This is a genomic window from Klebsiella sp. S69, from assembly GCF_016516145.1.
GTDB classification, from domain to species: domain Bacteria; phylum Pseudomonadota; class Gammaproteobacteria; order Enterobacterales; family Enterobacteriaceae; genus Klebsiella; species Klebsiella oxytoca.
Map to the genome: position 1 here is coordinate 41,513 of NZ_JACVUU010000011.1, position 24,034 is coordinate 65,546.

Below are 24,034 nucleotides of genomic sequence, written 5' to 3' on the forward strand. Positions count from 1 at the left end.
GGCTACGGGTTCACCACCGCCTGCGGGGCGGTAGCCCGGACAGGCGCCTCAGGCGCCGCCTCCGGGGATCCCCGTGTGTGTAAACCACATCTTCAGCAGCCGCTCAAACCCGAGTATGCAGTAGCCAAAAAACGGGTTGCTCCAGTAAATATCATCATCGAATTTCTGCGGATCGTGAATAATAAACGCCGTATCCGCCGCCTGCGCCAGCGGGCTTTGATAATCGCCGGTGAAGCAGACCAGATTAATCTTCTTCCCTTCCAGCGCCTTCACCCAGTTCAGCGCCGAACTGCTACGCCCGGATTTGGAAATAATCCAGATCGAATCAAATTTAGCGGCGTTCTTCTGCTCAAGAATTTCGTAATCCGGCCATAGCGCCAGGCTGGCGTTTACCCCGGTCACCAAAAATTTATTGTAAATATACTGGGCGATCAGCTGCGAAAAGCCGCTGCCGTGAATCAAAATGCGATGATGTTGCAGGCTTTCCAGTAGAGAAGTTATCCGCTCTATCGGCTGAATGCTCATGTAGTCGATATCGTTGGTGACATCGAGTTTCGGCATGGTGATATTGAATTTAATAAAATAGACCAGCTCCAGCCAGCCGCTGAATTTCAGTTTCTTCGCCAGCCGCACTAGCGAGGAAGGGTTGCTATAACAGTGTTCCGCGACGGCGCGGATGCCCTCGCGTACGCATTGCTCAGGGTCATTCTGAATAAAACGCAGCACGGTCATTTCGGTTTTGCTTAGCTTAACGTCACGAAAGATGTTTTCTAAATCCATTCCGGGCTCCTCTCAGCGGCAAACTACGCTATCACCTGACGGCGCGAGTGTCTGTGGGGTGAATCACCAGAATGAAATGAACGTTACTTTTTCAGAAGAAATGGAATAAAAAACCCTCTTCGCAAACGAAGAGGGCATAGCCTGTAGCCCCGGTAAGCGTCGCGCCACCGGGTTACCTGTCCGCAGACGGCTGTGGATCCGTAGCCCGGCTAAGCGCAGCGCGAGCCGGGGAGCAGCAGCGCAGATGCATCAGGTTCGGCACATTCCCCGGAGGCGGCGCCTGTCGCGCCTTGTCCGGGCTACGGGTCCGCAGATGGCTGTGAACCCATGCTTCAGGAAGCAAAAACTTACAGCGTGATGGTCAACGCATTGCCCTGCGCGGTCACCACCACGCCCAGCTCACTGCCTGCCTGAGCACCGCCCTGCACGCTCGCTACCTGCTGGATATTGCGCAGGCACAGCGTCCAGCCGCTGGCCTCACCGTCACCGCTGACGGTAATGACATTGCCCTGGCGTTTCGCCTTCAGGGTAAAGACCACCGACCCGTCCGCTGCCGGCACCTGGCTGACCGCTTCGCGCCCATCTTCGAGATTAAACAGCTGGAAGGCGGTGCCTTCATTCCACGCGTAGTCCGGTTTCTGGTCATTGTTGCCCAACGCCAGCAGGGTGTTGTCACGCACGTACACCGGTAGGCTCAGCACATCATGATTCTGCTTATGCCAGCGGCTGCCCTGCGCTTCATCGTTGTGCCACAGATGGGTCCAGCGGCCTTCCGGCAGCCAGAACTGGACGTCGCCCGTTTCGCTAAACACCGGCGCCACCAGCACCGAATCCCCCAGCATGTACTGCCGGTCCAGATAGTCGCAGGCCGGGTCGTGCGGGAACTCCAGCATCATCGAACGCAGCATCGGCGTACCGAACTCGTTGGCCAGCGCCGCCTGACGGTACAGATACGGCATCATGCGGCATTTCAGCTGCGTGAAGTGGCGCACCACGTCGCAGGACTCGTCATCGTAGGCCCATGGCACACGATAGGATTTGCTGCCGTGCAGACGGCTGTGGCTCGACAGCAGGCCGAAGGCGCACCAGCGCTTGTAGACGTGGGCGGGCGCGGTGTTTTCGAAGCCGCCGATATCGTGGCTCCAGAACCCAAAACCGGACATGCCGATCGACAGGCCGCCGCGCAGGCTTTCCGCCATCGATTCATAGTTGGCGTAGCAGTCGCCGCCCCAGTGCACCGGGAACTGTTGCGCGCCCACCGAGGCGGAACGAGCGAACAGCACCGCTTCTTTCTCGCCAACGGTCTCTTTCAGCACGTTCCACACCAGCTCGTTATAGATGAAGGCGTAGTGGTTGTGCATTTTCTGCGGATCGGAACCATCAAACCACTGCACGTCGGTCGGAATACGCTCGCCGAAGTCGGTTTTGAAGCAGTCTACGCCCATCGCCACCAGGCCTTTCAGCTTGTCGGCATACCACTGGCAGGCTTGCGGATTGGTGAAGTCATAAATCGCCAGGCCCGGCTGCCATTTATCCCACTGCCACAATGAACCATCCGGACGTTTCAACAGATAGCCTTTCTCCTGGAGCTCTTTAAACACCGGTGAACGCTGGCCGATATACGGGTTGATCCACACGCAGACCTTCAGTCCTTTCTCTTTCAGGCGTTTAATCATCCCTTCCGGGTCAGGGAAGGTCACCGGATCCCACTCAAAATCGCACCACTGGAAGGCTTTCATCCAGAAACAGTCGAAATGGAACACGTGCAACGGCAGGTTGCGCTCTGCCATACCGTCAATAAAGCTGTTAACCGTCGCTTCATCGTAGTTGGTGGTAAACGAGGTGGTCAGCCACAGGCCGAAGGACCAGGCTGGCGGCAGCGCCGGACGCCCGGTAAACCGGGTATAGCGGTTCAGCACCTCTTTCGGAGTCGGGCCGTCGATGACGAAGTACTCCAGGTATTCCCCTTCGACGCTGAACTGCACCTTCGAGACTTTTTCGGAGCCGATTTCGAAAGAGACGCGCTCAGGATGATTCACCAGCACACCGTAGCCGCGGTTAGTCAGGTAGAACGGGATATTTTTATACGACTGTTCGGTACTGGTGCCGCCGTCTTCGTTCCAGGTTTCGACCGTCTGGCCGTTACGCACCAGCGCGGTAAAGCGCTCGCCGAGGCCATAAACGGTGTCGCCGACGCCGAGATCCAGACGCTCGAACATATAGTTGCGATTCGTTTTGGTATCCTGCACGTAGCCGTCATTTTTCAGCTGGCTACCGGTAATACGCACGCCGTCGCGCAGAAAATCCAGCGACCAGAAATCGCCTTTCGTGACGCGTGCGGTCAAATTGCCGCTTTTCAGCTCGGCATATTCAGCGCCATTATTAATCTCCACGTTCACGTCTTTCAGCACGTTCAGCGGGTAATGCGGGCCGTTGTTCAGTGCGCCCTGGAAGTGCTCCATGCGTACGCCGATCACCCCTTCCTGTGGGGAGAAGAAGCGCACGGTAAAGAGCGGAACGTCCAGCTGGGCGGCGCGTTCGCGAACTTCGCGAGACGCCACATAGACGACCATCTCGTTACCTTGCTGCTCAACCTCATAGACCTGCACGGGTTGGATCAGATTGAGCCCTGGTTGAATAAGCCAGTTTCCATCACTGATTTTCATGAATAGCTTCCTCTTAGTTTTGCAATTCTTTGCCTGTCGGCGCTGAAGTGAAGTCGTGTTCGTTGCGGCGCGCGCCCTGAGCCAGTTCCGCCATCATCTTTTTCAGGAACGGCGTTTTCAGGGTGTAGTAGCGTTTCGCGATAACCGCGCTCAGCAGGTAGCAGACCGCCGGAGCAAGGGTGAACAATGAGATGATGATGGTGATAGTGGCGCTGTTCTGGGTTTTGGCCGCGGCATCGTAACCGCCGCCCGCCAGCATCCAGCCAATCAGCGCGCCGCCCAGCGCCAGGCCCAGCTTGAGCACGAACAGGGTGCCCGCAAAGCTGATGCCGGTCAGGCGTTTGCCGTTACACCATTCGCCGTAGTCGACGGTGTCGGACATCATCACCCACTGAATCGGCGTCACCAGCTGATGAAGCACGCCAATTACGAAGATAAAGGCGAACATGGTGATTTCTGCGTCCATCGGCACGAAGAACATCGCCACGCTCAGCGCCGCCAGCAGAGCATTGGTCCACCAGAAAACGCTGACTTTGCATTTCCAGTCGGTAAGCGGCTTCGCCAGCGCCGAGCCAATCAGGTTGCCGACGCAGTAGGTGGTGAGGAAGGCGGTGAACAGACCCGCGGATCCCATAATCCAGGTGGTGTAGTACATCATCGCGCCGCCGCGAACGCAGACCGCGAGAATATTGAGAATGGTCAGCAGGCCAACCACTCGCCACTGATCGTTGCGCCAGATATCACGCAGGTCTTCCCGCATCGAGGTAGAGCTCGGCGGCGCTTCGACGCGCTCTTTGGTAGTGAAGAAGCAAAACGCCAGCATCAGGAACGCGATCACCGAGAGCACCGCGATGCCGCCCTGGAAACCAAACGCTTTATCTTCGCCGCCGATAAAGTTCACCAACGGCATCATCAGGACGGTGGAGAGCATGCCGCCCGCCGTCGCCAGCACAAAGCGCCAGGACTGCAGGGAGATGCGCTGCGTCGGATTGTCGGTAATGACTCCGCCCAGCGCGCAGTAAGGGATGTTGACCACGGTGTAGAGCAGGGTCAGCAGCGTGTAGGTGACCGCGGCGTATATCAGCTTGCCGTTATGACTCAGGTCCGGCGAGCTGTAGGCCAGTACGCACACGAGACCGAACGGAATCGCTCCAAACAGTATCCACGGGCGGAATTTTCCCCAGCGGCTGCGGGTACGGTCGGCCAGCAGCCCCATGCAAGGGTCGGATATCGCGTCCAGCGCGCGGGCCAGCAGGAACATGGTACCGACATAGCCGGCAGGGATACCAAAGATATCGGTATAGAAAAACATCATATACAACATGACGTTATCAAAAATGATGTGGCTTGCGGCGTCGCCCATGCCGTAGCCAATCTTCTCTTTGACGGACAAAATATGATCTTTCATCGCACACTCTTCTCTCAGCGCTACCGCGGGTTGGTACCGGTTACATGCTTTGTAACCCATCCGCGCAGTAAGATGAATTGCGATATCTCATAATCAAATTACGTTTCTTGTTTTATGTGATCCCGGTAGCCTGAAAGAGTGTGTAAAAGTGTAAGCCACGGATTTTGCAAAGGAATGTTTCAGAAGGTTCTGTAAAGTCCAGTTTTCGCAGTAAAAAAGTGCGTTGGGGGATGTGGTTAATGCAGGAAAGTAGCTATAATGCGCCCGCCTCCATGTAGCAATCGAGGCGCGGAAGATCGTCATCTCCGGTGAGGTGGCTGGACTTCAAATCCAGTTGGGGCCGCCAGCGGTCCCGGGCAGGTTCAACTCCTGTGATCTTCCGCCAGTTCAATCATTTTTATCCATGTGAACTTATCCAGAAAATCAGCCTTTCGGTTCAATGCCTTTCGCTTTTAGCGCGCTTCTCGCCAGTTCTTTAAACCAGCTCGCGAGACTCACCCCCTCTTCCGCCGCCACGGCATCCAGTTGTTCCTTTAAAAGCGTCAACAACACGCTTCATCTCGTCTGACGGCCGGACATGTTCACCTTCTGGATAGCCGCTCCCAAATGACGCCGGGTTAATCGCCCGTCTAATGAAATTTATGCTCTTCTGACATGCTATGCGAACCAAAGTAGGTTAATCCGGAGGTTATATGGCAAATGAACACTTAACGTCGTCCCTCATAGATAACTTAAATGTAAACATGCCCCCTGCAAAACAGGTTTAAGACTCACCAGACGGCTGAGTTGTTTGGTTATCTCGAACAACTCAAGCTTGTAGTCGTTTAAATAGCATACTGATAATGCGCTAATTCCTTTACCGTCATCGGTAAACCCTGCTTTAGCAGCATTTCAAGAAATTCATCGACCGCCATAGATGGATGTTTTAGAGACAGTCGCTGCCGCCTGACGGCTTCAAGCGTCAGAGCATGATTAAGATCGAAGAGATCGGAAATAAACGCATCAGGGTGAAGCGTTTCTATTTCATATGGACCCAGAAGTTCTGGCGGAAAGTCCTTATGGTTAAGCGTTACAATAATTTCAGCTTTCGCTCTTATCGCTGCGGCAAGAACATGTCTGTCGTTGGGATCCGGCAGATGCAGATTACTTATTAATCCCTTATATCCCGTAACATTGGCATCTGGTAAGGCGGAATTCATCATTTTGACAGTACGCTGAAGCGTCTCTGGCAGAATGTCAGGCCGATTAGCAATCAAGTTTCTGCACCATTCATCCTGAATGCAGCGGCTCCATTTTGGTTGATACAGCCCGGCAATCCCCAGGTGCATCAGCAAATCTCTGAGTCGTGCCGGATATAACACACAGGCATCTAAAATCACCGGATAAGGTGAATGTCGCATTAATACATCCCTAAGTCCTGCGCCTGATCGGCCAATGATTGCATCGCGTCCAGGCTCTCCTGTTCCCTGCGTTTCTTATACTCCATAAGATCGGCAAACAACACTCTGCGATGACGCCCCGTTTTATGAAATGGGAGCTTCCTCGCTTCCAGGAGCTTAACCATATGCGGACGAGAGACATTGAGTATATTTGCCGCCTCCTGGGTTGTGAGTTCCGCATGTACGGGAACGATTTGTACCGCATTTCCGCTAGCCAACTCCCCCAATATCTCCATCAGCAATGTCAGCGCACTTGTAGGTAGCTCTATGGTATGAGCTTTATCATCCTCTCCTACAATGGCAATACGCTGTGTTTCCAGCCTGGTGGAAAGATACGCCGCAAGCTCACGCTGTCCGCGCTGCGCAAGTTCGCTCTCCTGGCGATCGGGAAGGTTGAGATGAGTCAGTGTAGTCATATGATTGTCTCCTGTGAGTCATACAGGCGAGTATATTCGAAATATTCGAAACCCTCAATATTCGAAATAAACGAAAATAAGCCTGCCGATTTCAAATCCCATCTCCCCAGCCAATCATTTCCATCCAATGTTTGCGTTATTCCCTTCACCTTTAAATCCTTACACTAACGGGATAACGTGGCTTAAAAAGGAGACCAATGATGACACCCGAACTCAAACACAGCTTCTCTATCACCATTCAGGTCGACAAACCGGTCATCGTTTCCCGCAGCCCGCAGAGCGGGAAACGTCAGCTGATCCCTATCCTCAGCGGAATCGTACGCGGTGAGCTCAACGGCCACGTCTTACCCGGCGGCGTCGACAGCCAGATCATCGAGCCTGACGGCACCTGCCGCCTCTCCGCGCGCTATGCCTTACACGTGGAAGAAGGCACGGTATATATTGAAAACAACGGCATTCGCCGCCTACCCGAAGAGTATAAAGAACGTCTTTTTGGCGACGATATGCGCTTTTTTAGCGATATTCCGCCGGAAGCGATCTATTTTCGCACCGTACCGACTTTCGAAGTGGACGCGCCGGCGCTGCGCTGGCTCACCACCTCGCTGTTTATCTGTTCCGGCGGCCGCTCCCAGGACGGCGTAACGCTCGATTTTTATCGCGTCCGCTGATTTTCACTTTTTCAATATAACTGTTATCGCCGCCGGGCCATTTTTCCCCCACGTGCCGCGGTCTATCCTCAATACATTCAAACGATGAACCTCATTCAAAACCGGAGAGTGTATGAAAGCGATCGCCATTACTCGCGCAGCGACCGAAGGCAGCAACATTCCTTTTTTAACCGACATCGAGCTGCCGCAGCCGGTTGCCGAGGGGCATGATCTGCTGGTTGAAGTGAAGGCCATTTCCGTCAATCCGGTGGATACCAAAGTCCGCGCCGGCTTTAACGCCGATACCCCGCGCGTGCTGGGCTGGGACGCGGTTGGCGTAGTTAAAGCCGTCGGCAACGCGGTAACCCTGTTCGCCGCGGGCGATGAAGTGTGGTACGCCGGCGCGCTGGGCCGTCCGGGCAGCAACAGCGAGTTTCAGTTAGTGGACGAACGCATCGTCGCCCGCAAACCGCGTTCGTTGGATAACGCCGCCGCCGCCGCGCTGCCGCTCACCGCCATCACCGCATGGGAGCTGCTGTTCCACCGCCTTGGCGTAGAGGAAGGCGGCAACGCGGGCGACACGCTGCTGATCGTCGGCGCGGCGGGCGGCGTCGGTTCGATACTGACCCAGCTCGCCAGCAAGCTCACCGGTATGACGGTTATCGGCACCGCCTCGCGTCCGGAAAGCCAGAAATGGGTACGGGAAGCGGGCGCGCATCATGTTATCGATCACAGCAAACCGCTTGCTGAAGAGCTGGCGCGGATTGGCGTCAAAGCGGTAACCCACGTCGCCAGCCTGACCAATACCGACCAGCACTATCCGCAGCTGATCGCCGCTCTCGCACCGCAGGGCAAGCTGGCGCTAATCGACGATCCGCAAACCCTCGACGTGGTGCCGCTAAAGGCGAAAAGCATCTCCCTGCACTGGGAATTTATGTTTACCCGCTCAATGTTCGAAACGCCGGACATGATCGCCCAGCATCAGCTGCTGACCCGCGTGGCGGCGCTGATTGACGACAACACCATTAAGACCACCCTCGGCGAGCACTACGGCGCCATCACCGCCGCCAATCTGCAAAAAGCGCACGCGCAGCTGGAAACCGGGCGCTCGGTGGGCAAAATCGTGCTGGAGGGTTTTTAAGATGAGCGGCGAGGCGATTTCATTTATCGCGGTGCTGACGGCAAAACCGTGCCACAACGACGCGCTGCGCCAGGCCCTGCGGGCGCTCCTGTTGCCCACGCGTCAGGAGCCGGGCAATCTTGATTACGCCCTGTTTCAGCTGCGCGATGCGCCGGATACGTTCTATATGCGCGAATCCTGGCGCAATCAGGAGGCTCTGGACGCGCATATCGCCCTGCCGCACTTCCAGGCTTTTATTGCGCAGATGGATAGCCTGCTTGCCGGGCCGCTGCGGCTGGATTATCTGACGCCCGTCGCGCCCTGATATTTTCTGCACTCCGTTTGCGGGGGTGAGCCCATCTTTAATCCTTTGAGCTCTCCCCCTCCCATCGCGCCTCAACCAGGCTACGCTTGATCCTGCCGCTCAAAAAACGTTCTCCCCCTCCGTTTTATTCAACGCCATTATGTAGAAGAGGTTTTGCTATGCAAATCAACGCTATTGGAACGAATTCGGCCAGCCAGCCGTTGGGATCTATGGCCATCACCCGCCGCGAGCCGGGGCCGGACGATGTGCAGATCGCCATTGATTATTGCGGCGTCTGCCACTCGGATGTGCACCAGGCGCGCTCCGAGTGGGCAGGGACGCTCTATCCCTGCGTGCCGGGTCATGAAATCGTCGGCCGGGTGACCGCCGTGGGCAGCCGCGTCTCCGGTCACGCCGTTGGCGATTTGGTGGGCGTCGGCTGTATGGTCGATAGCTGTAAAGAGTGCGAGGAGTGCCGGGACGGGCTGGAAAACTACTGTGATCATATGGTGCTCACCTATAACGGCCCGACGCAGGATGCGCCCGGCCACACGCTCGGCGGTTACTCCCAGCAGATCGTTGTTCATCAGCGCTACGTGCTGCGCATATCCCATCCCAAAGAACAGCTGGCCGCCGTCGCGCCGCTGCTGTGCGCGGGTATCACGACCTACTCGCCGCTTCGCCACTGGAACGTTGGGCCGGGCAAAAAAGTCGGCATCGTGGGCATCGGCGGGCTGGGGCATATGGGCATCAAGCTGGCCCACGCCATGGGGGCCCACGTGGTGGCCTTTACTACCTCGGAATCCAAGCGTGACGCGGCGCGAGAGCTGGGCGCGGACGAAGTGGTGGTCTCGCGCAACGAAAACGAAATGGCCGCCCATCTGAAAAGCTTCGACTTTATACTTAACACCGTGGCGGCGCCGCATAACCTCGATGCCTTCACCACGCTGCTCAAACGCGACGGCACCATGACGCTGGTGGGCGCGCCCGCCACGCCGCATCCCTCGCCGGAAGTGTTTAATCTGATCTTCCGCCGCCGGTCAATTGCCGGATCGATGATCGGCGGCATCCCGGAAACTCAGGAGATGCTCGATTTCTGCGCCGAGCACGGCATCGTCGCCGATATTGAGCTGATTCGCGGCGACCAGATTAACGAGGCCTGGGAGCGGATGATTAAAGGCGACGTGAAATACCGTTTCGTCATCGACAGCGCCACCCTCGGCGGTTAAGCCCGGCGACGAAAGGTGCGCCGCCACTCCACCGGGCTGACGCCAAAACGCGCTTTAAACTGTTGACGCCAGGTTACGGCGGAGCGATAGCCCACTTCCTCCGCCACCTGCCCAACGGGTAAATCCCCGGCCTCCAGCAGGATCTGGCTGCGCCGCAGGCGCTCGGCGGCCAGCCAGTCGGCAATGCCCATACCGGTCGCTTTGGCGAAATGGCGGGTCAGGGTACGGCGGCTCATCGCCGCCACCTGCGCCAGCGAATCGAGATTATGCGATTCGCGGATATGCTGCTGAAGATACTCAAGCAGGCCGTTTATCCGCGCGTCGCGGGTGTTTTTCGGTACCGGCTGAGCGATAAACTGCGCCTGTCCTCCCTCCCGGTGCGGCGGGACGATCATCCGCCGGGCGATCTGATTGGCGGCAAGGCTGCCGAAGCGCTGGCGAATGAGATACAGGCAGCAGTCGAGCGCCGCCGCGGTGCCCGCCGAGGTGATGATCCCCTCATCGTCAACGTACAGCGCATTGATATCCAGCCGCACCTGCGGAAACAGGTGCTGAAAATCCTGCTCGAACTCCCAGTGGGTCGCCGCACGCCTGCCATCCAGCAGCCCGGCGTAGCCGAGCACAAACGCCCCGAGACACAGGCCGACGATCTGCGCACCGTTGTTACGCGCGCGAACCAGGCCGTCAAGCAGCGGCTGCGGTGGACGCTGATTCACCGCCCCCCAGTAAGGCACCACCACAATATCCGCCTGCTCCAGAGTGGAAAAATCGCCGCTGGCGTTCAGCGCAAAGCCATCGCGAGCGTTCAGCAGCCCGGGGTGTTCGGCGCAAATATGCAGGTTAAAGCGTTTGGTTTCCGAGACCGTATCGCCAAACAGCATACAGGGCACCGAGTAGTGAAACGGACTAAACCCGTCCACCGCCACAATCGCCACTTCCGTCAGTTTCATCGCCCGCTCCGCTTCTAAAAGACCATACTTTCCCCATCCTGCGGGATGCTGACCGCCCCGGCAATCTGATTGTCAGCCACGTACTGGCGCAGCTCATCGCGGCTCAGCAGACAGTGGTTCACCGCTTCCATATGGCTGGCGACGATTTTGGCATCCGGTAGGGTGAAGTGCGCCTTCAGCACATCCTCTTTGCCCATGATGATCGGCCCAAAACCGATGACGTGCGCATACCCGGCATTCAGCACCACCACCTCAGGGCGCAGCCTGAGCATGTCGGCTTCCACTTCATCGCGCCAGATAGAGTCCCCCACCAGCCACAGGGTTTTCTCCTGCGGATGGCGCAGCACCACGCCGCAGGCTTCGCCCAGGCGCTCGGCCATTGCCGGCACCGCATAGGTGCGGTCGCTGCCGTGCTGGCCCGAGGTGGTTTTTACCAGCGCAACGTCAGCAAACGCGCTGTCCTCAGAGAGCAGACGAATATCGCGAAAGCCCTGCCCACGCAGTAGCTGAGCGTCGGCCTCATGCTGGACGTAAACCGGCAGGGTTTTGGGGATCGCGGCGATCGCCGCTTCGTCCCAGTGATCCTGATGGGTGTGGGTAACAATCACGGCATCCACGTCAACGATCGCTTCGATGGAAAAAGGCAGGTCCACCAGCGGGTTACGCAACTCGCTGCGCGCGGTACCGGCAAAGCCCGCCCAGGCGTCTTTGGCAGAAAGCATCGGGTCAATGAGAAACTTTTTACCCGCATAATCAATAAGCTGGGTGGCATTACGCACATGGGTGATTTTCATGATGTTCATTCCTCTTCGCGGTCATCTGCTGAACATCGTACGTCCCACAAGCCTGGCGCAATATGGGCGTTTGGGCAATGAACGATGAAATCGGGCCAATCTGCGACGGTTGCCATCGCCGCCCGGCTATGGTGTGCTGAAGGCTTATTTTTCAGAAACAGTGGCGACGATGAAGAAGAAACTCACCTCAGACGACCTGCATGATGCCGAAGTTCTGGCGCATTGTCCGTGGTTCAGTATGCGCAAGGTTGGGATTGATATGGCGCCCGGCGATCGGCGGGATTTTTACTCTATTCACTACCCGCACCCGGCGGTAGGGATTGTGGCGATGCAGGATGACAAAGTGCTGCTGATTCGCCACTACCGTTACCTGATCGATCGGGTGGTATGGGCAATTCCTTCCGGCGGCGTCGATGAAGGCGAAGACCCGCGCGAGGCGGCCCTGCGGGAACTGCGAGAAGAGACCGGCTGGCAGGCGCAGCACGCTGAAGAAATTATCCGCTATAACCCCTCCTACGGCAGCAGCGATCAGCTGTTTATTACCTGGCTGGCCCGCGATTTGGCCTGGGTGGGAATGGATGAAGATCAGGACGAAGTGATGGAAACGGGCTGGTTTACCCTCGAAGAGATAGGCCAGATGATCGCCCGCGGCGATATGCCGGACGGGCTATCGCTGGTGCCGCTGCTGCATCTGATGGCGCAGCGGCGTACCGGTTTAGCGTAGCGGCTTCAGCATTCGCCAGCGGAACCATAGCTGAGCGACGAGGATCAGCAGGCCGCCGATAATTTTCTGCAGCGGTAGCTGTTCGCCGTACCACAGCGCCGCGGCAATCACCGTCAGCAGCGGCTCCAGCACCATAATTATCGCCGCGCTGGCGACCGCCGCGTACTTCTGCCCCTTCATTTGCAGGCCGAAGCGCAGGCTGGTGGCGATAACGATACTGGCGAGCAGCCAGCCGAAGGTCGGCAGCGTAAACGGCTGATCCCAGCTTTCGACGGCGGCGGAGACCCCCAGTCCAACAATCCCGGTAATGCCGAGCTGCACGGTGGTCAGCGGGATTAGCGGCACCTCGCGGGCGCTTTTGCTGGTGTAGCAAAACCAGATCGACTGCACCAGCGCGGTCAGCAGAAACCAACCCTGGCTGGGGTGAAACGCAATCGGCATATGCAGGCTGAGCAAGCCGAGACCGACAACCGCTATCGGCAGGCACTCCCAGTAGGCCCGCGCCGGCCTCGCCTTCATCATCACCCAGGCGGTAAGCGGCACGAACAGCATCGACAGGCTCATGATAAACGCCCCTTCGCCCAGCGACGGGGTCGTCGATACCGAGTAGATCCACAGGCACAGGTTTAAGGCAAACCACAGACCGCTGATTATAATGCGCGGCCAGTGCTCCCTGCCGACGCGAAAGCCGCGGCAGAAAGGCAGCAGCAGCAGCGCGGCGAAGAAAAAGCGCAGACCGAGGAAAGCGAAAACCGGCATACCGGCAATCGCTTCCCGGGAAAAAATCCATCCGCAGGCGGCGATAACCGTCGCGGCTATGAGCAGCAAATCAGCCTGGCGTTGCCGGGTCATCGCCACGTCTCCTTGTGTGAGTGATTACCAGCCGGGCACCGCGCCGCCGTTAAAGATCGTCTCTGCCGCTTTCGCCACTTCCGGCGACTGGTAGGAGTGGATAAACGCTTTGACGTTTTCCGCGTCTTTGTTGTCTTCGCGGGTCACGATGATGTTCACATAGGGCGAGTTTTTATCTTCAATAAAGATACCGTCGCGCACCGGGGAAAGGCCCGTTTGCTGCAGGTAGGTGGTGCTGATGATCGCTACGTCGACCTTCGGGTCGTCGATAACGCGCGGCAGTTGCGCCCCTTCCAGTTCCATTATTTTCAGGTTATGCGGGTTGTCGGTGATATCGACCGCCGTCGGCAGCAGGCCGGTGCCCGCTTTGAGGGTAATCAGCTTTTCCTGCTGGAGCAGAAGCAGCGCGCGGCCCAGGTTGGTCGGGTCGTTCGGTATGGCAATCGTCGCGCCGTCTTTCAGCTCGGTGACGGATTTAATTTTGCGCGAGTAGCCTGCCATCGGGAAGACGAAGGTGTTGCCTACCGCTACCAGGTGATAGTTGTGGGCTTTATTATCCTGTTCGAGGAACGGGCGATGCTGGAAGACGTTGGCGTCCAGATCGCCGGCGTTGGTGGACTCATTGGGCAGCAGCGAGCCGCTAAAACCCACCAGCTCAACGTCGAGGCCATATTTCTCTTTGGCCACTTTCTTCGCTACTTCCGCCACATCCTGTTCCGCGCCGTTAATCACGCCGACTTTAATGTGTTTCGCATCGCTGCCCTTCTGGTCGCAGCCCGCCAGCAGCAGGCCCGCCAGCACCACGGCGGCGGCTGTCCGTAAACGCAATTTCATTGTTATCACCCCGTCAGTCCATAGAAGATCGTTATTATTTTTTCGTCTGAAACTATAACGACTTTGTGGGGAGGTTTTAAACGCAAAAACCGCAACCGGAAATAAAATCATCTTCCCCTTTCTCCCGGGGGCAGCGCGATGCGCCTGCCCGGGCTACGGATTCACCGCCGGCTGCAATCGAGTAGCCCGGACAGGTGCGCAGCGCCGCCTCCGGGGATCTCTTTAACGGTGAGGCTCGTTCCGCAGAATAGCGCCTTACAGCCCCAGCTCACTCAGCCCCGGGTGATCGTCCGGACGACGGCCCTGGGGCCAGTGAAACAGACGCTCGCTTTCGGTTATCGGCAGATCGTTGATGCAGGCGTAGCGCGTCTGCATCAGGCCGTGCCGATCAAACTCCCAGTTTTCGTTGCCGTATGAACGAAACCAGTTGCCGCTGTCGTCGTGCCACTCATAGGCAAAGCGTACCGCAATACGATTATCGTTCCACGCCCACAGCTCCTTAATCAGCCGGTACTCCTGCTCTTTACGCCATTTGCGCTGCAGGAAGTCGATAATCTGCGTTCTGCCGTGAACAAATTCGCTGCGGTTACGCCATTCGCTATCGACGGTATAGGCCAGCGCGACCTTAGCGGCATCGCGGCTGTTCCAGCCATCTTCAGCGGCTCGGACTTTTTGCGCGGCGCTCTCGCGGGTGAACGGCGGCAGAGGCGGACGTTGTTCGGTCATCATGAATCTCCTGTATGAATACGCTGCTGCAGACGCTGATTTTCCCGCTCCAGCTCGTCAATACGCTGTTGCAGCGTCTGGCTATACTCCGCCACCTGTCGGGCGGTGTAGCGCGGGGTAATATGCTGCGGGCAGTTCCAGTCAAAAGCCTGTAAGCGGAAACGATAAATGCGCTCAATCCGGGCCCGATAGTTCTCCGGGGCCACCCGCGCCAGCAGCTGCGGGTCGGCATCCACCGCCACAACCTCTACGGTGGCGTAGATTTTCAGCCTGGCACGCCGCGGGTAATCCATCAAAAACAGACAGGCTCGATTGCTGCCGCGCAGGTTGCCGGTGGTGATGTACTGGCGATTACCGGAAAAATCCGCCATCGCCAGGGTGGTTTCATCCAGCAGATGCACAAAGCCCACCGGACCGCCGCGATGCTGAACATAGGGCCAGCCGGTTTGCGAAAGGGTGGCCAGATAGAAGCTGTCGCGGGTGACAATCATCGCCTCCTCGCTGGCGCCGAAGCGCTCACCCCGGCGCTGGCGATGCGGCGCCTGCCACAGCTCATCGCTGCCCATTTCATGCTGGACATCCATTACGTCCGGCGTCATGGCGATATCAAGAAATTCTGCTGGCATAGATCCTCCCGATGCGTTGCGGCGTAACTCATCATGGACTGTGCTGGCAGAAAAGATAATAGTGGGAATATGACAATCATCTTTCCGTAAAACGGGATAATTATGGACCGACTTAGCGCGATGGCGCTGCTGGTAAAAGTGACCGAACTCGGCAGTATGTCGGCGGCTGCGCGGGCGCTGAATATGCCCCTGACTACCGTCAGTCGCCAGATTGGCGAACTGGAAAATACCCTCGGCGTACGCCTGATGATCCGCACTACGCGCAAGCTGACGCTGACCGATGCCGGCGTCGATTATGTCGCCGCCGCGCGGCGCATTCTGGAAGAGGTAGAGCGCGCCGAGCGCCAGGCGGCGGGTGAATATCAGGAGCCAAAAGGCGAACTGGTTCTCTCAGCCCCAACCATGTTTGGGCGCCTGCATGTTTTACCGATAGTCGCCCGTTTTCTCGCTCGTTACCCGCAGATTCGCGTCCGTTTGCTGCTCAGCGACCGCAATGCCGACCTGGTGGGCGACCATATTGACTTAGCGGTACGTATCGGCCCGCTACCGGACAGCGGGATGGTGGCCACCCGGCTGGGCGAGATGCGCATCGTGACCTGCGCCCACCCGGCTTTGTTGGAAAAACACGGCATACCACAACGCCCGCGCGAGCTGGCCGCGCTACCAATCATTGGTATTGAATCACCGATGCCTTACCGCGGCTGGCGCTTTCACGCCGAAGAGGCGGAGGACCGGCTGGTGCTAGTGCAGCCGGTGCTGTCACTGACCACGCCGGAGAGCGCCGCCGAGGCTGCCCGCCAGGGAGTCGGCGTGGCCCGACTGCTGCATTACCAGGCGATCGATGGCCTGGCCCGCGGCGAATTACGGATGATCCTGCAAGCGACGGAGCCGGAACCTGTGCCGGTGCACCTGCTGTACACCTCCCGGGATCTGGCTCCGCTCAAGCTGCGTAAATTTATCGATTTTGCCACACCGGCACTGCGCCAGGCGCTGTTACGTATTGCCGCCGCCGTCTAGCCTGCGGTGGTTTTTAACGGCGCTTCTTTCAGGAACCAGGAGAGCGCGAACGCTACCGCCATAATGCAGGCGGCCATCAGAAACGCTGCATGAATAGCGGACCCGAAGGCATCCAGGTAATCGAGGCGAATCTCCGCCGGAAGATTCTGCACCGCCGCCGGGTTCAGCGCCCTCGGCAGCTGCGCGCCTTCCGGCAGCAGGCGCTGGAGATTGCTTTGCAGCACATGCGTAAACACCGCTCCAAATAGCGCCACGCCGATGGAACCGCCAATCGATCGAAACAGCGTGACCCCGGAGGTCGCCACGCCGTACATCTGCGCGGGCATCGCGTTCTGCACCGCCAGCACCAGCACCTGCATCACCAGCCCCAGGCCCGCCCCCAGCACCCCGGTAAACAGGTACAACTGCCACATCGCGGAGTGAATAGTGATGCGCGTCAGCAGCACCATGCCGATGACCCCCAGCAGAGTGCCGATAATCGGAAAAAGGCGATACTTGCCGGTGCGGCTGATAATGCGGCCGCTGATGATTGACGTCAGCAGCAGGCCACCCATCAGCGGAATTAGCTGCAGGCCCGCCTCGGTCGGCGTCGCCTCTTTGACCACCTGTAAATAGAGCGGCAGAAAGGTCACCGAGCCAAACAGCGCCATGCCGATAACAAAGCCAATCAGGCTGCACAGCAAAAAGCTGCGGTTGCGGAACAAGGAGAGCGGAATAATCGGCTCGCTGGCCAGCCGCTCTTCATGAATAAAGCCAACAATCCCGACCAGACCAAACGCCAGGATGCACCACAGCTGCGGGTCGCTCCACGCGCGGACGCTGCCGCCCTCGGAGGTAAACAGGATGATGCACAGCAGCGCCATGCTGAGATAGATCGCTCCCAGCCAGTCGATCTGATGCTGGCTGCGTTTGTTGCTGCTGTGAAAAACCGCACCGATCACCAGCAGCGCAAACAGCCCCAGCGGCAGGTTGATATAAAAAATCCACCGCCAGGAGGCGTGCTGCACCAGGAAGCCGCCAATTAACGGCCCGATGACCGTCGCCAGGCCAAAGACGCCGCCAAACAGCCCCTGATAGCGGCCGCGTCTGGCGGGAGGGATAACGTCAGCCACCGCCGCCATACTGATCACCATCAGGCCGCCGCCGCCCAGCCCCTGCAGGCCGCGCATCAGCACCAGTTGGGTCATATTTTGCGCCAACCCGCAAAGAACGGAACCGGCAAGAAACAGTACAATCGCCACCTGCAGGACAATTTTGCGCCCGAACAGATCGCCAAATTTGCCGTACAGCGGCACCGCGATGGTCGAACTCAGGATATAGGCGGTGACCACCCAGGAAAGCTTATCCAGCCCGCCAAGTTCACCGACGATGGTCGGCAGCGCGGTGGAGACGATAGTCTGATCCAGCGCCGAGAGCAGCATCACCAGCAGCAGGGCGCTGAAGAGCAGGCGGATCGAGGGTACCGCCGGTTGGGTGGCGACTTCAGATGTCATAGCATCACTCGCTTGAAATTAATTAAATGCATAATTAATATTTAGGGAAATGATGAATCTGGTCAAGGGATCGCCACAAGATGTCAGCACAAAAAGACAACGAAGCGCCGCGTCGCCCCGGTCGTCCGCGCGGGCAAAAATCCGGCTCCGCCAACCGCGAACAGCTGATGGATATTGCCCTGGCGCTGTTTGCGCGCCACGGGATCGCCCGAATTTCGCTGAACGCCATTGCTAAAGAGGCGGGGGTGACGCCCGCGATGCTGCACTACTACTTCAGCTCGCGCGAAGCGCTGGTGGAAAAGCTGGTTGAGGAGCGCTTTATGCCGCTACGCAGCGAGATCGGACAGATTTTTGTCGCGCACGGCGACGATCCGGTCACCGCTTTTACGTTGCTCATTAAAACCCTGGCGACCATGGCGGAGAAAAATGCGTGGTTCGCGCCGCTGTGGATGCAGGAGATCATCGGCGAGATGCCGGTGCTGCGCCAGCATATGCACGCGCGTTTTGGCGATGAGAAGTATCATAAGATGCTGGAGACGGTGCGCCGCTGGCAGCGGGAGGGCAAGCTTAATCCGGCGCTCTCCCCGGAGCTGCTGTTTACCACTCTGATAAGCCTGGTGCTGGTGCCGTTCTCCCGCACCCACACCGATCCGCGGTTAAAATCGGTAGACCGGGAGATGATTGTCAGCCATGCCCTGGCGTTGACAGACAATGGCATCGGCGGCTAATTCCCCCCGGCTCGCGCTGCGCTTAGCCGGGCTACAGGTTTATAACCGTCTGCGGTTGAGTAGCGCGGATAAGCGCAGCCGCCATCCGGGGGATTTAACCCGGTTCACAGCCGTCTGCAATTGGGTAGCCCGGACAGGCGCACAGCGCCGCCTCCGGGATGGTCTCCTGAAGCCAGATTTACAAGACTTTCGATAAATAATGGCGCTGCATACCCGCGTGCGGAAAATCCGGCAGCGACATCTGCAGCTGATAGCCCAGCTTCTGATAAAACGGCAGCGCCTGAAAGCTGAACGTATCCACCAGCATATGGCTGCAGCCACGCGACCGCGCCTGAGATTCCGCTTCATACATCAGCTCGCTGCCCAGGCCGCTGCCGCGCGAAGCTTCGCTGACCCACAAATACTCAATGCACAGCCAGCTGCCTTTGCGTTTGGCAATCAACCCGCCGCGCATCGCGCCAGCTTCATCGCGTAAATAAACGCCCAGCTCGCCGAACTGAGCCGGGTCGAGAAAGCGCAAATTGTATTCCCGCAGGCCCGCCAGCAGCTCTTCTTGATCGGTAGGATTAATGTTCTCTGTTATTATTAATGCCATTGATTATCTCCATTTTTTATTTTTCACAGACCATTCACCACCCTACTTTCACAAAATATCCTTTTTTTCTCCATTATTTCCTGACTAAATTCCCTGCACTAAATTTTGTGTAAAAAATCTTCCCATCATTCGGTTCAGACGTATAATGGAAAAAATGAGAACGATCATTCTCATCATCTTAAACCATGGAGAAACCCGTGATAAATAGCCTGTAGCAGGCATGACTACTCGGTTCAGAGCCTGTAACCGCCGTCTGATGCCGTATTCGCCGCACAGGAAAATCTCGGAAAAACCGCGCAATCAATAGCGGTATTCACCGAGTTATTTACTGCAAACAGGAATATTTATTTCCCACTTTGTTATTTGTGCTTGCCCGGAGATGCATCATCGCCCGGCCCATCACCCCGCCAGTGAATTTGCGGGGCGGACGTCGTTCATCCTGAGAAAATATAATGAAATACACTATAGCCCCCATCGCAGCAGCATTATTTCTCCTTAGCGGGTGCGATAATGCGCAAACCTCCTCCCCGCAGCAGATGACGCCGGAAGTCGGCGTCGTCACTCTGCAGGGGCAACCTGTCCCGGTGGTAAGCAGCCTGACCGGACGCACCACCGCCTCGCTTAGCGCTGAAGTTCGCCCGCAGGTGGGCGGGATCGTACAAAAACGCCTGTTTACCGAAGGCGATATGGTCAAAGCCGGACAGGCGCTGTACCAAATCGACCCGTCAAGCTATCGAGCGACGTTTAACGAAGCCGCCGCATCGCTGAAACAGGCCCAGGCGCTGGTGACCGCCGACTGTCAAAAAGCCCAGCGCTACGCGGTGCTGGTCAAAGATAACGGCGTCTCCCGTCAGGACGCCGATGACGCAATAGCGACCTGTAATCAGGATAAAGCCAGCGTCGAGTCGAAAAAAGCGGCGCTGGAAAGCGCGCGTATCAACCTGAACTGGACCACCGTGACCGCGCCGATTGCCGGGCGCATCGGGATCTCATCCGTCACGCCGGGGGCGCTGGTATCCGCCGATCAGGACACCGCGCTGGCGACGATACGCGGCCTGGATACGATGTACGTCGATCTCACCCGATCCAGCGTCGATCTGCTGCGTCTGCGTAAGCAAAGCCTGGCGAGCAACAGCGATACGCTCAACGTGACCCTGACCCTTGAAGATGGCAGCACCTACAGCGAAAAAGGTCGCCTGGCGCTGACCGAAGTGGCGGTAGATGAATCGACCGGTTCGGTCACGCTGCGCGCGGTCTTCCCCAATCCGCAGCATGTGCTACTGCCCGGCATGTTCGTTCGCGCCCGCATAGACGAAGGCATTATGAACGATGCGATCCTCGCCCCGCAGCAGGGCATTACCCGCGATGCCAAAGGCGATGCCACCGCGCTGGTGGTTGATGCTAATAACAAGGTTGAACAGCGCAGCGTGGAAACCGGCGAAACCTACGGCGACAAATGGCTGATCGTCAACGGTCTGAAGAGCGGCGACCGGCTGATTGTCGAAGGGACCGGCAAAGTGGCGCCTGGCCAGCAGGTCAAAGCCGCCGAAGTCAAAAATGACGGAGGCAACGCCTGATGTTTTCCCGCTTCTTTGTGCGACGCCCGGTCTTCGCCTGGGTTATCGCCATTCTGATTATGCTCGCCGGGATTCTGGCTATCCGCACCTTGCCTGTCGCCCAGTATCCTGACGTCGCGCCGCCGGCGATAAAAATCTCCGCCACCTACACCGGGGCCTCTGCGGAAACCCTGGAAAACAGCGTCACCCAGGTGATTGAGCAGCAGCTCACCGGACTGGATAACCTGCTCTACTTTACATCCACCAGCAGCTCCGACGGCTCGGTCAGCATTACCGTCACGTTCGAGCAGGGTACCGATCCGGATACCGCCCAGGTTCAGGTGCAGAACAAAGTGCAGCAGGCGGAATCCCGTCTGCCGAGCGAAGTTCAGCAGTCTGGCGTAACGGTGGAGAAATCGCAGAGCAGCTTCCTGCTGATCCTCGCGGTGTATGACAAAAACAATAAAGCCACCAGCTCCGATATCTCCGACTGGCTGGTCAGCAACATGCAGGATCCGATGGCGCGTATAGAAGGCGTCGGCAGTCTGCAGGTGTTCGGCGCCGAATACGCCATGCGCATCTGGATGGACCCGACCAAACTGGCCTCCTATTCGCTGATGCCATCCGATGTGCAATCGGCTATAGAGGCGCAGAACGTACAGGTGTCCGCCGGTAAAATCGGCGCGCTACCCGCCTCCAACGCGCAGCAGCTGACCGCCACGGTACGCGCTCAGTCGCGGCTGCAAACCGTCGCCCAGTTCAAAGAGATTATCGTCAAGAGCAAGAGCGACGGTTCGGTGGTGCGCCTGAGCGACGTTGCCCGCGTTGAAATGGGCAGCGAAGATTACACCGCTTCCGCCAATCTTAACGGCCATCCGGCTGCGGGGATCGCGGTAATGATGGCGCCGGGCGCTAACGCCCTGAATACCGCGACGCTGGTAAAAAACAAGATTGCCGAGTTCCAGCGCCAGATGCCGCAGGGCTACGATATCGCTTACCCGAAAGACAGCACCGAGTTCATCAAAATCTCGGTGGAGGATGTGATTCAGACGCTATTCGAGGCGATAATCCTCGTGGTCTGCGTGATGTATCTGTTCCTGCAAAACTTCCGCGCCACGCTGATCCCGGCGGTGGCGGTTCCGGTCGTACTGCTGGGCACCTTCGGCGTGCTGGCGCTGTTCGGCTACTCGATCAACACCCTGACGCTATTTGCGATGGTACTGGCGATAGGCTTGCTGGTGGATGACGCCATCGTGGTGGTGGAAAACGTCGAGCGTATCATGCGCGACGAGGGGCTGCCCGCCCGCGAAGCCACCGAAAAATCGATGGGTGAAATCTCCGGCGCGCTGATCGCCATTGCCCTGGTGCTCTCGGCGGTATTTCTGCCGATGGCCTTCTTCGGCGGCTCAACCGGGGTGATTTATCGCCAGTTTTCAGTGACCATTATCTCGGCGATGATGCTCTCGGTAGTGGTCGCCTTAACCTTAACCCCGGCGCTGTGCGGCGCGCTGCTGAGCCATTCGAAACCGCATACCAAAGGTTTCTTCGGCGCCTTTAACCGCCTGTGGGGACGCACCGAGCAGGGCTATCAGCATCGTGTTGTCGGCGGCCTGCGTCGCTCGGCGATGATGATGGGCGCTTTTGCCCTGATTTGCGGCGGCATGGCGCTGGCGATGTGGAAATTGCCGGGCAGCTTCCTGCCGACGGAGGATCAGGGCGAAATCATGGTCCAGTACACGCTGCCCGCCGGAGCAACGGCGGTACGCACCGCCGAGGTTCGCCGCCAGGTCACCGACTGGTTCCTGACAAAAGAGAAAGCCAATACCGACGTGATCTTTACCGTTGACGGCTTTAGCTTTAGCGGCAGCGGACAAAACGCCGGGATGGCCTTCGTGTCGCTGAAAAACTGGTCCGAACGTAAAGGCGAAGAAAATACCGCTCAGGCCATCGCCCTGCGCGCCACCAAAGAGCTCGGCAGCATTCGCGACGCCACCCTGTTCGCCATGACCCCGCCGTCGGTAGATGGACTGGGGCAGAGTAACGGTTTCACCTTCGAACTGATGGCCAGCGGCGGCACCGATCGCGACAGTCTGATGAAAATGCGCAGCCAGCTGTTGGCCGCGGCGAATCAAAGTTCCGAGCTGCAGTCGGTACGCGCCAACGATTTGCCGCAAATGCCGCAGCTGCAGGTGGATATCGATAATAACAAAGCCGTGTCGCTCGGGCTGTCGTTAAGCGATGTCACCGATACTCTTTCCAGCGCCTGGGGGGGGACCTACGTTAACGACTTTATCGATCGCGGTCGCGTGAAGAAGGTCTATATCCAGGGCGAAAGCGACGCCCGCGCCGTGCCGTCCGACCTCGGTAAATGGTTCGTACGCGGCAGCGATGACAGCATGACGCCGTTCTCCGCCTTCGCCACCACCCACTGGCAATACGGCCCGGAGAGCCTGGTGCGCTACAACGGCTCCGCCGCCTTTGAAATCCAGGGCGAAAACGCCAGCGGCTTCAGCTCCGGCGCGGCAATGGACAAGATGGAAGCCCTGGCCAATGACCTGCCGGCCGGTACCACCTGGGCATGGAGCGGCATGTCGCTGCAGGAAAAACTCGCCAGCGGCCAGGCGATGAGCCTCTACGCCATCTCGATTCTGGTGGTCTTCCTGTGCCTCGCGGCGCTGTATGAGAGCTGGTCGGTACCGTTCTCGGTGATCATGGTGATCCCGCTTGGGCTGCTCGGCGCGGCGCTGGCGGCATGGATGCGCGGTCTGAACAATGACGTTTACTTCCAGGTGGCGCTGTTAACCACTATCGGCCTGTCGTCGAAGAACGCCATCCTGATCGTCGAATTCGCCGAATCGGCGGTGGAAGAGGGCTATTCCCTGTCGCGTGCCGCCATGCGCGCCGCGCAGACCCGCCTACGACCTATTGTGATGACCTCGCTGGCGTTTATTGCCGGGGTGCTGCCGCTGGCGATCGCCACCGGAGCAGGGGCCAACAGCCGCGTGGCGATCGGTACCGGGATTATCGGCGGAACCCTGACCGCGACGCTGCTGGCGGTGTTCTTCGTGCCGCTGTTCTTTGTGCTGGTGAAACGCTTCTTCACCCGCCATCGTTCTTCTCAGGAGTAAGT

Annotated in this window: 23 protein-coding genes and 1 tRNA gene; 10 read left to right on the top strand and 14 right to left on the bottom strand. The window is 58.1% G+C overall.

Annotated elements, in window-relative coordinates; all coding sequences use genetic code 11:
* Nucleotides 1-48: 48 nt before the first annotated feature.
* From IAE27_RS12345 to IAE27_RS12355, 3 genes are all read right to left on the bottom strand, one after another.
* Nucleotides 49-780, bottom strand: a complete 732-nt coding sequence (locus IAE27_RS12345; protein ID WP_004106985.1) for a MurR/RpiR family transcriptional regulator — start codon at nucleotides 778-780, stop codon at nucleotides 49-51.
* A gap of 347 nt (nucleotides 781-1,127) precedes the next feature.
* On the bottom strand, nucleotides 1,128-3,446 hold the full coding sequence (yicI, locus tag IAE27_RS12350) for an alpha-xylosidase (protein ID WP_064372363.1): 2,319 nt from the start codon (nucleotides 3,444-3,446) through the stop codon (nucleotides 1,128-1,130).
* Between the two features lie 13 nt (nucleotides 3,447-3,459).
* Nucleotides 3,460-4,854 (bottom strand): glycoside-pentoside-hexuronide family transporter, encoded by a 1,395-nt coding sequence (locus IAE27_RS12355; RefSeq protein ID WP_004106990.1) that lies wholly within the window; start codon nucleotides 4,852-4,854, stop codon nucleotides 3,460-3,462.
* Nucleotides 4,855-5,144: 290 nt separating this feature from the next.
* Here IAE27_RS12355 and IAE27_RS12360 point away from each other — a divergent pair.
* Nucleotides 5,145-5,239: transfer RNA gene (locus IAE27_RS12360), tRNA-Sec, on the top strand.
* A gap of 38 nt (nucleotides 5,240-5,277) precedes the next feature.
* On the opposite strand, the gene IAE27_RS29880 is transcribed toward IAE27_RS12360, so the two are convergent.
* The 3 genes from IAE27_RS29880 to IAE27_RS12370 all read right to left on the bottom strand — a co-directional run bounded on the left by IAE27_RS29880 (nucleotide 5,278) and on the right by IAE27_RS12370 (nucleotide 6,709).
* Nucleotides 5,278-5,400 carry a hypothetical protein gene (locus IAE27_RS29880; protein ID WP_094298907.1) on the bottom strand — a complete coding sequence of 41 codons (123 nt, stop codon included), beginning with the start codon at nucleotides 5,398-5,400 and terminating at the stop codon, nucleotides 5,278-5,280.
* Nucleotides 5,401-5,678: 278 nt separating this feature from the next.
* On the bottom strand, nucleotides 5,679-6,254 hold the full coding sequence (locus IAE27_RS12365) for a PIN domain-containing protein (RefSeq protein WP_017145221.1): 576 nt from the start codon (nucleotides 6,252-6,254) through the stop codon (nucleotides 5,679-5,681).
* On the bottom strand, nucleotides 6,254-6,709 hold the full coding sequence (locus IAE27_RS12370; protein ID WP_004106993.1) for a helix-turn-helix domain-containing protein: 456 nt from the start codon (nucleotides 6,707-6,709) through the stop codon (nucleotides 6,254-6,256). Before IAE27_RS12370 ends, IAE27_RS12365 begins: the two co-directional genes overlap by 1 nt.
* Before the next feature lie 200 nt (nucleotides 6,710-6,909).
* Here IAE27_RS12370 and IAE27_RS12375 point away from each other — a divergent pair, with 200 nt between their 5' ends.
* The 4 genes from IAE27_RS12375 (at nucleotide 6,910) to IAE27_RS12390 (ending at nucleotide 10,009) form a co-directional block, all read left to right on the top strand.
* Complete coding sequence (locus IAE27_RS12375) at nucleotides 6,910-7,377, top strand: DUF3237 domain-containing protein (protein ID WP_064344103.1); 468 nt, start codon at nucleotides 6,910-6,912, stop codon at nucleotides 7,375-7,377.
* A gap of 112 nt (nucleotides 7,378-7,489) precedes the next feature.
* Nucleotides 7,490-8,497, top strand: coding sequence for a zinc-binding alcohol dehydrogenase family protein (locus IAE27_RS12380; RefSeq protein WP_017145218.1), 1,008 nt, complete (start codon nucleotides 7,490-7,492; stop codon nucleotides 8,495-8,497).
* Between the two features lies 1 nt (nucleotide 8,498).
* Nucleotides 8,499-8,801: a putative quinol monooxygenase gene (locus tag IAE27_RS12385; protein ID WP_049127699.1), complete on the top strand. Its 303-nt coding sequence runs from the start codon at nucleotides 8,499-8,501 to the stop codon at nucleotides 8,799-8,801.
* Between the two features lie 158 nt (nucleotides 8,802-8,959).
* A complete protein-coding gene (locus tag IAE27_RS12390) occupies nucleotides 8,960-10,009 on the top strand; it encodes an NAD(P)-dependent alcohol dehydrogenase (RefSeq protein ID WP_004107002.1) in 1,050 nt (349 codons plus the stop codon).
* Here IAE27_RS12390 and IAE27_RS12395 read toward each other — a convergent pair.
* Together IAE27_RS12395 and IAE27_RS12400 are read right to left on the bottom strand one after the other, a co-directional pair.
* On the bottom strand, nucleotides 10,006-10,959 hold the full coding sequence (locus IAE27_RS12395) for a GlxA family transcriptional regulator (RefSeq protein WP_032729147.1): 954 nt from the start codon (nucleotides 10,957-10,959) through the stop codon (nucleotides 10,006-10,008). The genes IAE27_RS12390 and IAE27_RS12395 overlap by 4 nt on opposite strands.
* Nucleotides 10,960-10,973: 14 nt before the next feature.
* Complete coding sequence (locus IAE27_RS12400) at nucleotides 10,974-11,753, bottom strand: MBL fold metallo-hydrolase (RefSeq protein ID WP_070556463.1); 780 nt, start codon at nucleotides 11,751-11,753, stop codon at nucleotides 10,974-10,976.
* Between the two features lie 169 nt (nucleotides 11,754-11,922).
* Between IAE27_RS12400 and IAE27_RS12405 the strand changes: the two genes are divergently transcribed.
* Nucleotides 11,923-12,477, top strand: coding sequence for an NUDIX hydrolase (locus tag IAE27_RS12405; protein WP_004116525.1), 555 nt, complete (start codon nucleotides 11,923-11,925; stop codon nucleotides 12,475-12,477).
* Here the strand turns inward: IAE27_RS12405 and IAE27_RS12410 are convergent.
* From IAE27_RS12410 to IAE27_RS12425, 4 genes are all read right to left on the bottom strand, one after another.
* Complete coding sequence (locus tag IAE27_RS12410) at nucleotides 12,469-13,329, bottom strand: DMT family transporter (protein ID WP_004116528.1); 861 nt, start codon at nucleotides 13,327-13,329, stop codon at nucleotides 12,469-12,471. The two genes, IAE27_RS12405 and IAE27_RS12410, sit on opposite strands and share 9 nt — an antisense overlap.
* A gap of 24 nt (nucleotides 13,330-13,353) precedes the next feature.
* Complete coding sequence (gene nlpA, locus IAE27_RS12415) at nucleotides 13,354-14,163, bottom strand: lipoprotein NlpA (RefSeq protein WP_017145214.1); 810 nt, start codon at nucleotides 14,161-14,163, stop codon at nucleotides 13,354-13,356.
* A gap of 255 nt (nucleotides 14,164-14,418) precedes the next feature.
* A complete protein-coding gene (locus IAE27_RS12420) occupies nucleotides 14,419-14,889 on the bottom strand; it encodes a DUF1348 family protein (RefSeq protein ID WP_004107014.1) in 471 nt (156 codons plus the stop codon).
* A complete protein-coding gene (locus tag IAE27_RS12425; protein ID WP_004116533.1) occupies nucleotides 14,889-15,515 on the bottom strand; it encodes a pyridoxamine 5'-phosphate oxidase family protein in 627 nt (208 codons plus the stop codon). The genes IAE27_RS12420 and IAE27_RS12425 overlap by 1 nt, the downstream gene beginning before the upstream one ends.
* Before the next feature lie 102 nt (nucleotides 15,516-15,617).
* On the opposite strand from IAE27_RS12425, the gene IAE27_RS12430 reads away from it, so the two are divergent.
* Entirely contained in the window at nucleotides 15,618-16,532 is a 915-nt protein-coding gene (locus tag IAE27_RS12430) for a LysR family transcriptional regulator (RefSeq protein ID WP_004116538.1), read from the top strand.
* On the opposite strand, the gene IAE27_RS12435 is transcribed toward IAE27_RS12430, so the two are convergent.
* A complete protein-coding gene (locus tag IAE27_RS12435; protein ID WP_016809975.1) occupies nucleotides 16,529-18,025 on the bottom strand; it encodes an MDR family MFS transporter in 1,497 nt (498 codons plus the stop codon). The two genes, IAE27_RS12430 and IAE27_RS12435, sit on opposite strands and share 4 nt — an antisense overlap.
* A gap of 80 nt (nucleotides 18,026-18,105) precedes the next feature.
* Between IAE27_RS12435 and IAE27_RS12440 the strand changes: the two genes are divergently transcribed.
* On the top strand, nucleotides 18,106-18,753 hold the full coding sequence (locus tag IAE27_RS12440) for a TetR/AcrR family transcriptional regulator (protein WP_004107023.1): 648 nt from the start codon (nucleotides 18,106-18,108) through the stop codon (nucleotides 18,751-18,753).
* Nucleotides 18,754-18,931: 178 nt separating this feature from the next.
* Here IAE27_RS12440 and IAE27_RS12445 read toward each other — a convergent pair whose 3' ends face one another.
* On the bottom strand, nucleotides 18,932-19,348 hold the full coding sequence (locus IAE27_RS12445; protein WP_070556465.1) for a GNAT family N-acetyltransferase: 417 nt from the start codon (nucleotides 19,346-19,348) through the stop codon (nucleotides 18,932-18,934).
* Between the two features lie 452 nt (nucleotides 19,349-19,800).
* On the opposite strand from IAE27_RS12445, the gene IAE27_RS12450 reads away from it, so the two are divergent.
* Together IAE27_RS12450 and eefB are read left to right on the top strand one after the other, a co-directional pair.
* A complete protein-coding gene (locus tag IAE27_RS12450; protein ID WP_004107028.1) occupies nucleotides 19,801-20,925 on the top strand; it encodes an efflux RND transporter periplasmic adaptor subunit in 1,125 nt (374 codons plus the stop codon).
* Nucleotides 20,925-24,032: a multidrug efflux RND transporter permease subunit EefB gene (gene eefB, locus IAE27_RS12455; RefSeq protein WP_070556469.1), complete on the top strand. Its 3,108-nt coding sequence runs from the start codon at nucleotides 20,925-20,927 to the stop codon at nucleotides 24,030-24,032. The genes IAE27_RS12450 and eefB overlap by 1 nt, the downstream gene beginning before the upstream one ends.
* Nucleotides 24,033-24,034 lie beyond the last annotated feature (2 nt).

Bases quoted from the DNA above. Each gene is read 5' to 3' on its own strand.
- IAE27_RS12365 (WP_017145221.1), bottom strand. From the start codon at position 6,254: ATGCGACATTCACCTTATCCGGTGATTTTAGATGCCTGTGTGTTATAT.
- eefB (WP_070556469.1), top strand. From the start codon at position 20,925: ATGTTTTCCCGCTTCTTTGTGCGACGCCCGGTCTTCGCCTGGGTTATC.
- IAE27_RS12385 (WP_049127699.1), top strand. From the start codon at position 8,499: ATGAGCGGCGAGGCGATTTCATTTATCGCGGTGCTGACGGCAAAACCG.
- IAE27_RS12435 (WP_016809975.1), bottom strand. From the start codon at position 18,025: ATGACATCTGAAGTCGCCACCCAACCGGCGGTACCCTCGATCCGCCTG.
- IAE27_RS12420 (WP_004107014.1), bottom strand. From the start codon at position 14,889: ATGACCGAACAACGTCCGCCTCTGCCGCCGTTCACCCGCGAGAGCGCC.
- IAE27_RS12355 (WP_004106990.1), bottom strand. From the start codon at position 4,854: ATGAAAGATCATATTTTGTCCGTCAAAGAGAAGATTGGCTACGGCATG.
- IAE27_RS12405 (WP_004116525.1), top strand. From the start codon at position 11,923: ATGAAGAAGAAACTCACCTCAGACGACCTGCATGATGCCGAAGTTCTG.
- IAE27_RS12380 (WP_017145218.1), top strand. From the start codon at position 7,490: ATGAAAGCGATCGCCATTACTCGCGCAGCGACCGAAGGCAGCAACATT.
- IAE27_RS12410 (WP_004116528.1), bottom strand. From the start codon at position 13,329: ATGACCCGGCAACGCCAGGCTGATTTGCTGCTCATAGCCGCGACGGTT.
- IAE27_RS12345 (WP_004106985.1), bottom strand. From the start codon at position 780: ATGGATTTAGAAAACATCTTTCGTGACGTTAAGCTAAGCAAAACCGAA.
- IAE27_RS12445 (WP_070556465.1), bottom strand. From the start codon at position 19,348: ATGGCATTAATAATAACAGAGAACATTAATCCTACCGATCAAGAAGAG.
- IAE27_RS12375 (WP_064344103.1), top strand. From the start codon at position 6,910: ATGACACCCGAACTCAAACACAGCTTCTCTATCACCATTCAGGTCGAC.
- IAE27_RS12450 (WP_004107028.1), top strand. From the start codon at position 19,801: ATGAAATACACTATAGCCCCCATCGCAGCAGCATTATTTCTCCTTAGC.
- IAE27_RS12430 (WP_004116538.1), top strand. From the start codon at position 15,618: ATGGACCGACTTAGCGCGATGGCGCTGCTGGTAAAAGTGACCGAACTC.
- IAE27_RS12370 (WP_004106993.1), bottom strand. From the start codon at position 6,709: ATGACTACACTGACTCATCTCAACCTTCCCGATCGCCAGGAGAGCGAA.
- IAE27_RS12390 (WP_004107002.1), top strand. From the start codon at position 8,960: ATGCAAATCAACGCTATTGGAACGAATTCGGCCAGCCAGCCGTTGGGA.
- IAE27_RS12425 (WP_004116533.1), bottom strand. From the start codon at position 15,515: ATGCCAGCAGAATTTCTTGATATCGCCATGACGCCGGACGTAATGGAT.
- IAE27_RS12440 (WP_004107023.1), top strand. From the start codon at position 18,106: ATGTCAGCACAAAAAGACAACGAAGCGCCGCGTCGCCCCGGTCGTCCG.
- yicI (WP_064372363.1), bottom strand. From the start codon at position 3,446: ATGAAAATCAGTGATGGAAACTGGCTTATTCAACCAGGGCTCAATCTG.
- IAE27_RS12400 (WP_070556463.1), bottom strand. From the start codon at position 11,753: ATGAAAATCACCCATGTGCGTAATGCCACCCAGCTTATTGATTATGCG.
- nlpA (WP_017145214.1), bottom strand. From the start codon at position 14,163: ATGAAATTGCGTTTACGGACAGCCGCCGCCGTGGTGCTGGCGGGCCTG.
- IAE27_RS12395 (WP_032729147.1), bottom strand. From the start codon at position 10,959: ATGAAACTGACGGAAGTGGCGATTGTGGCGGTGGACGGGTTTAGTCCG.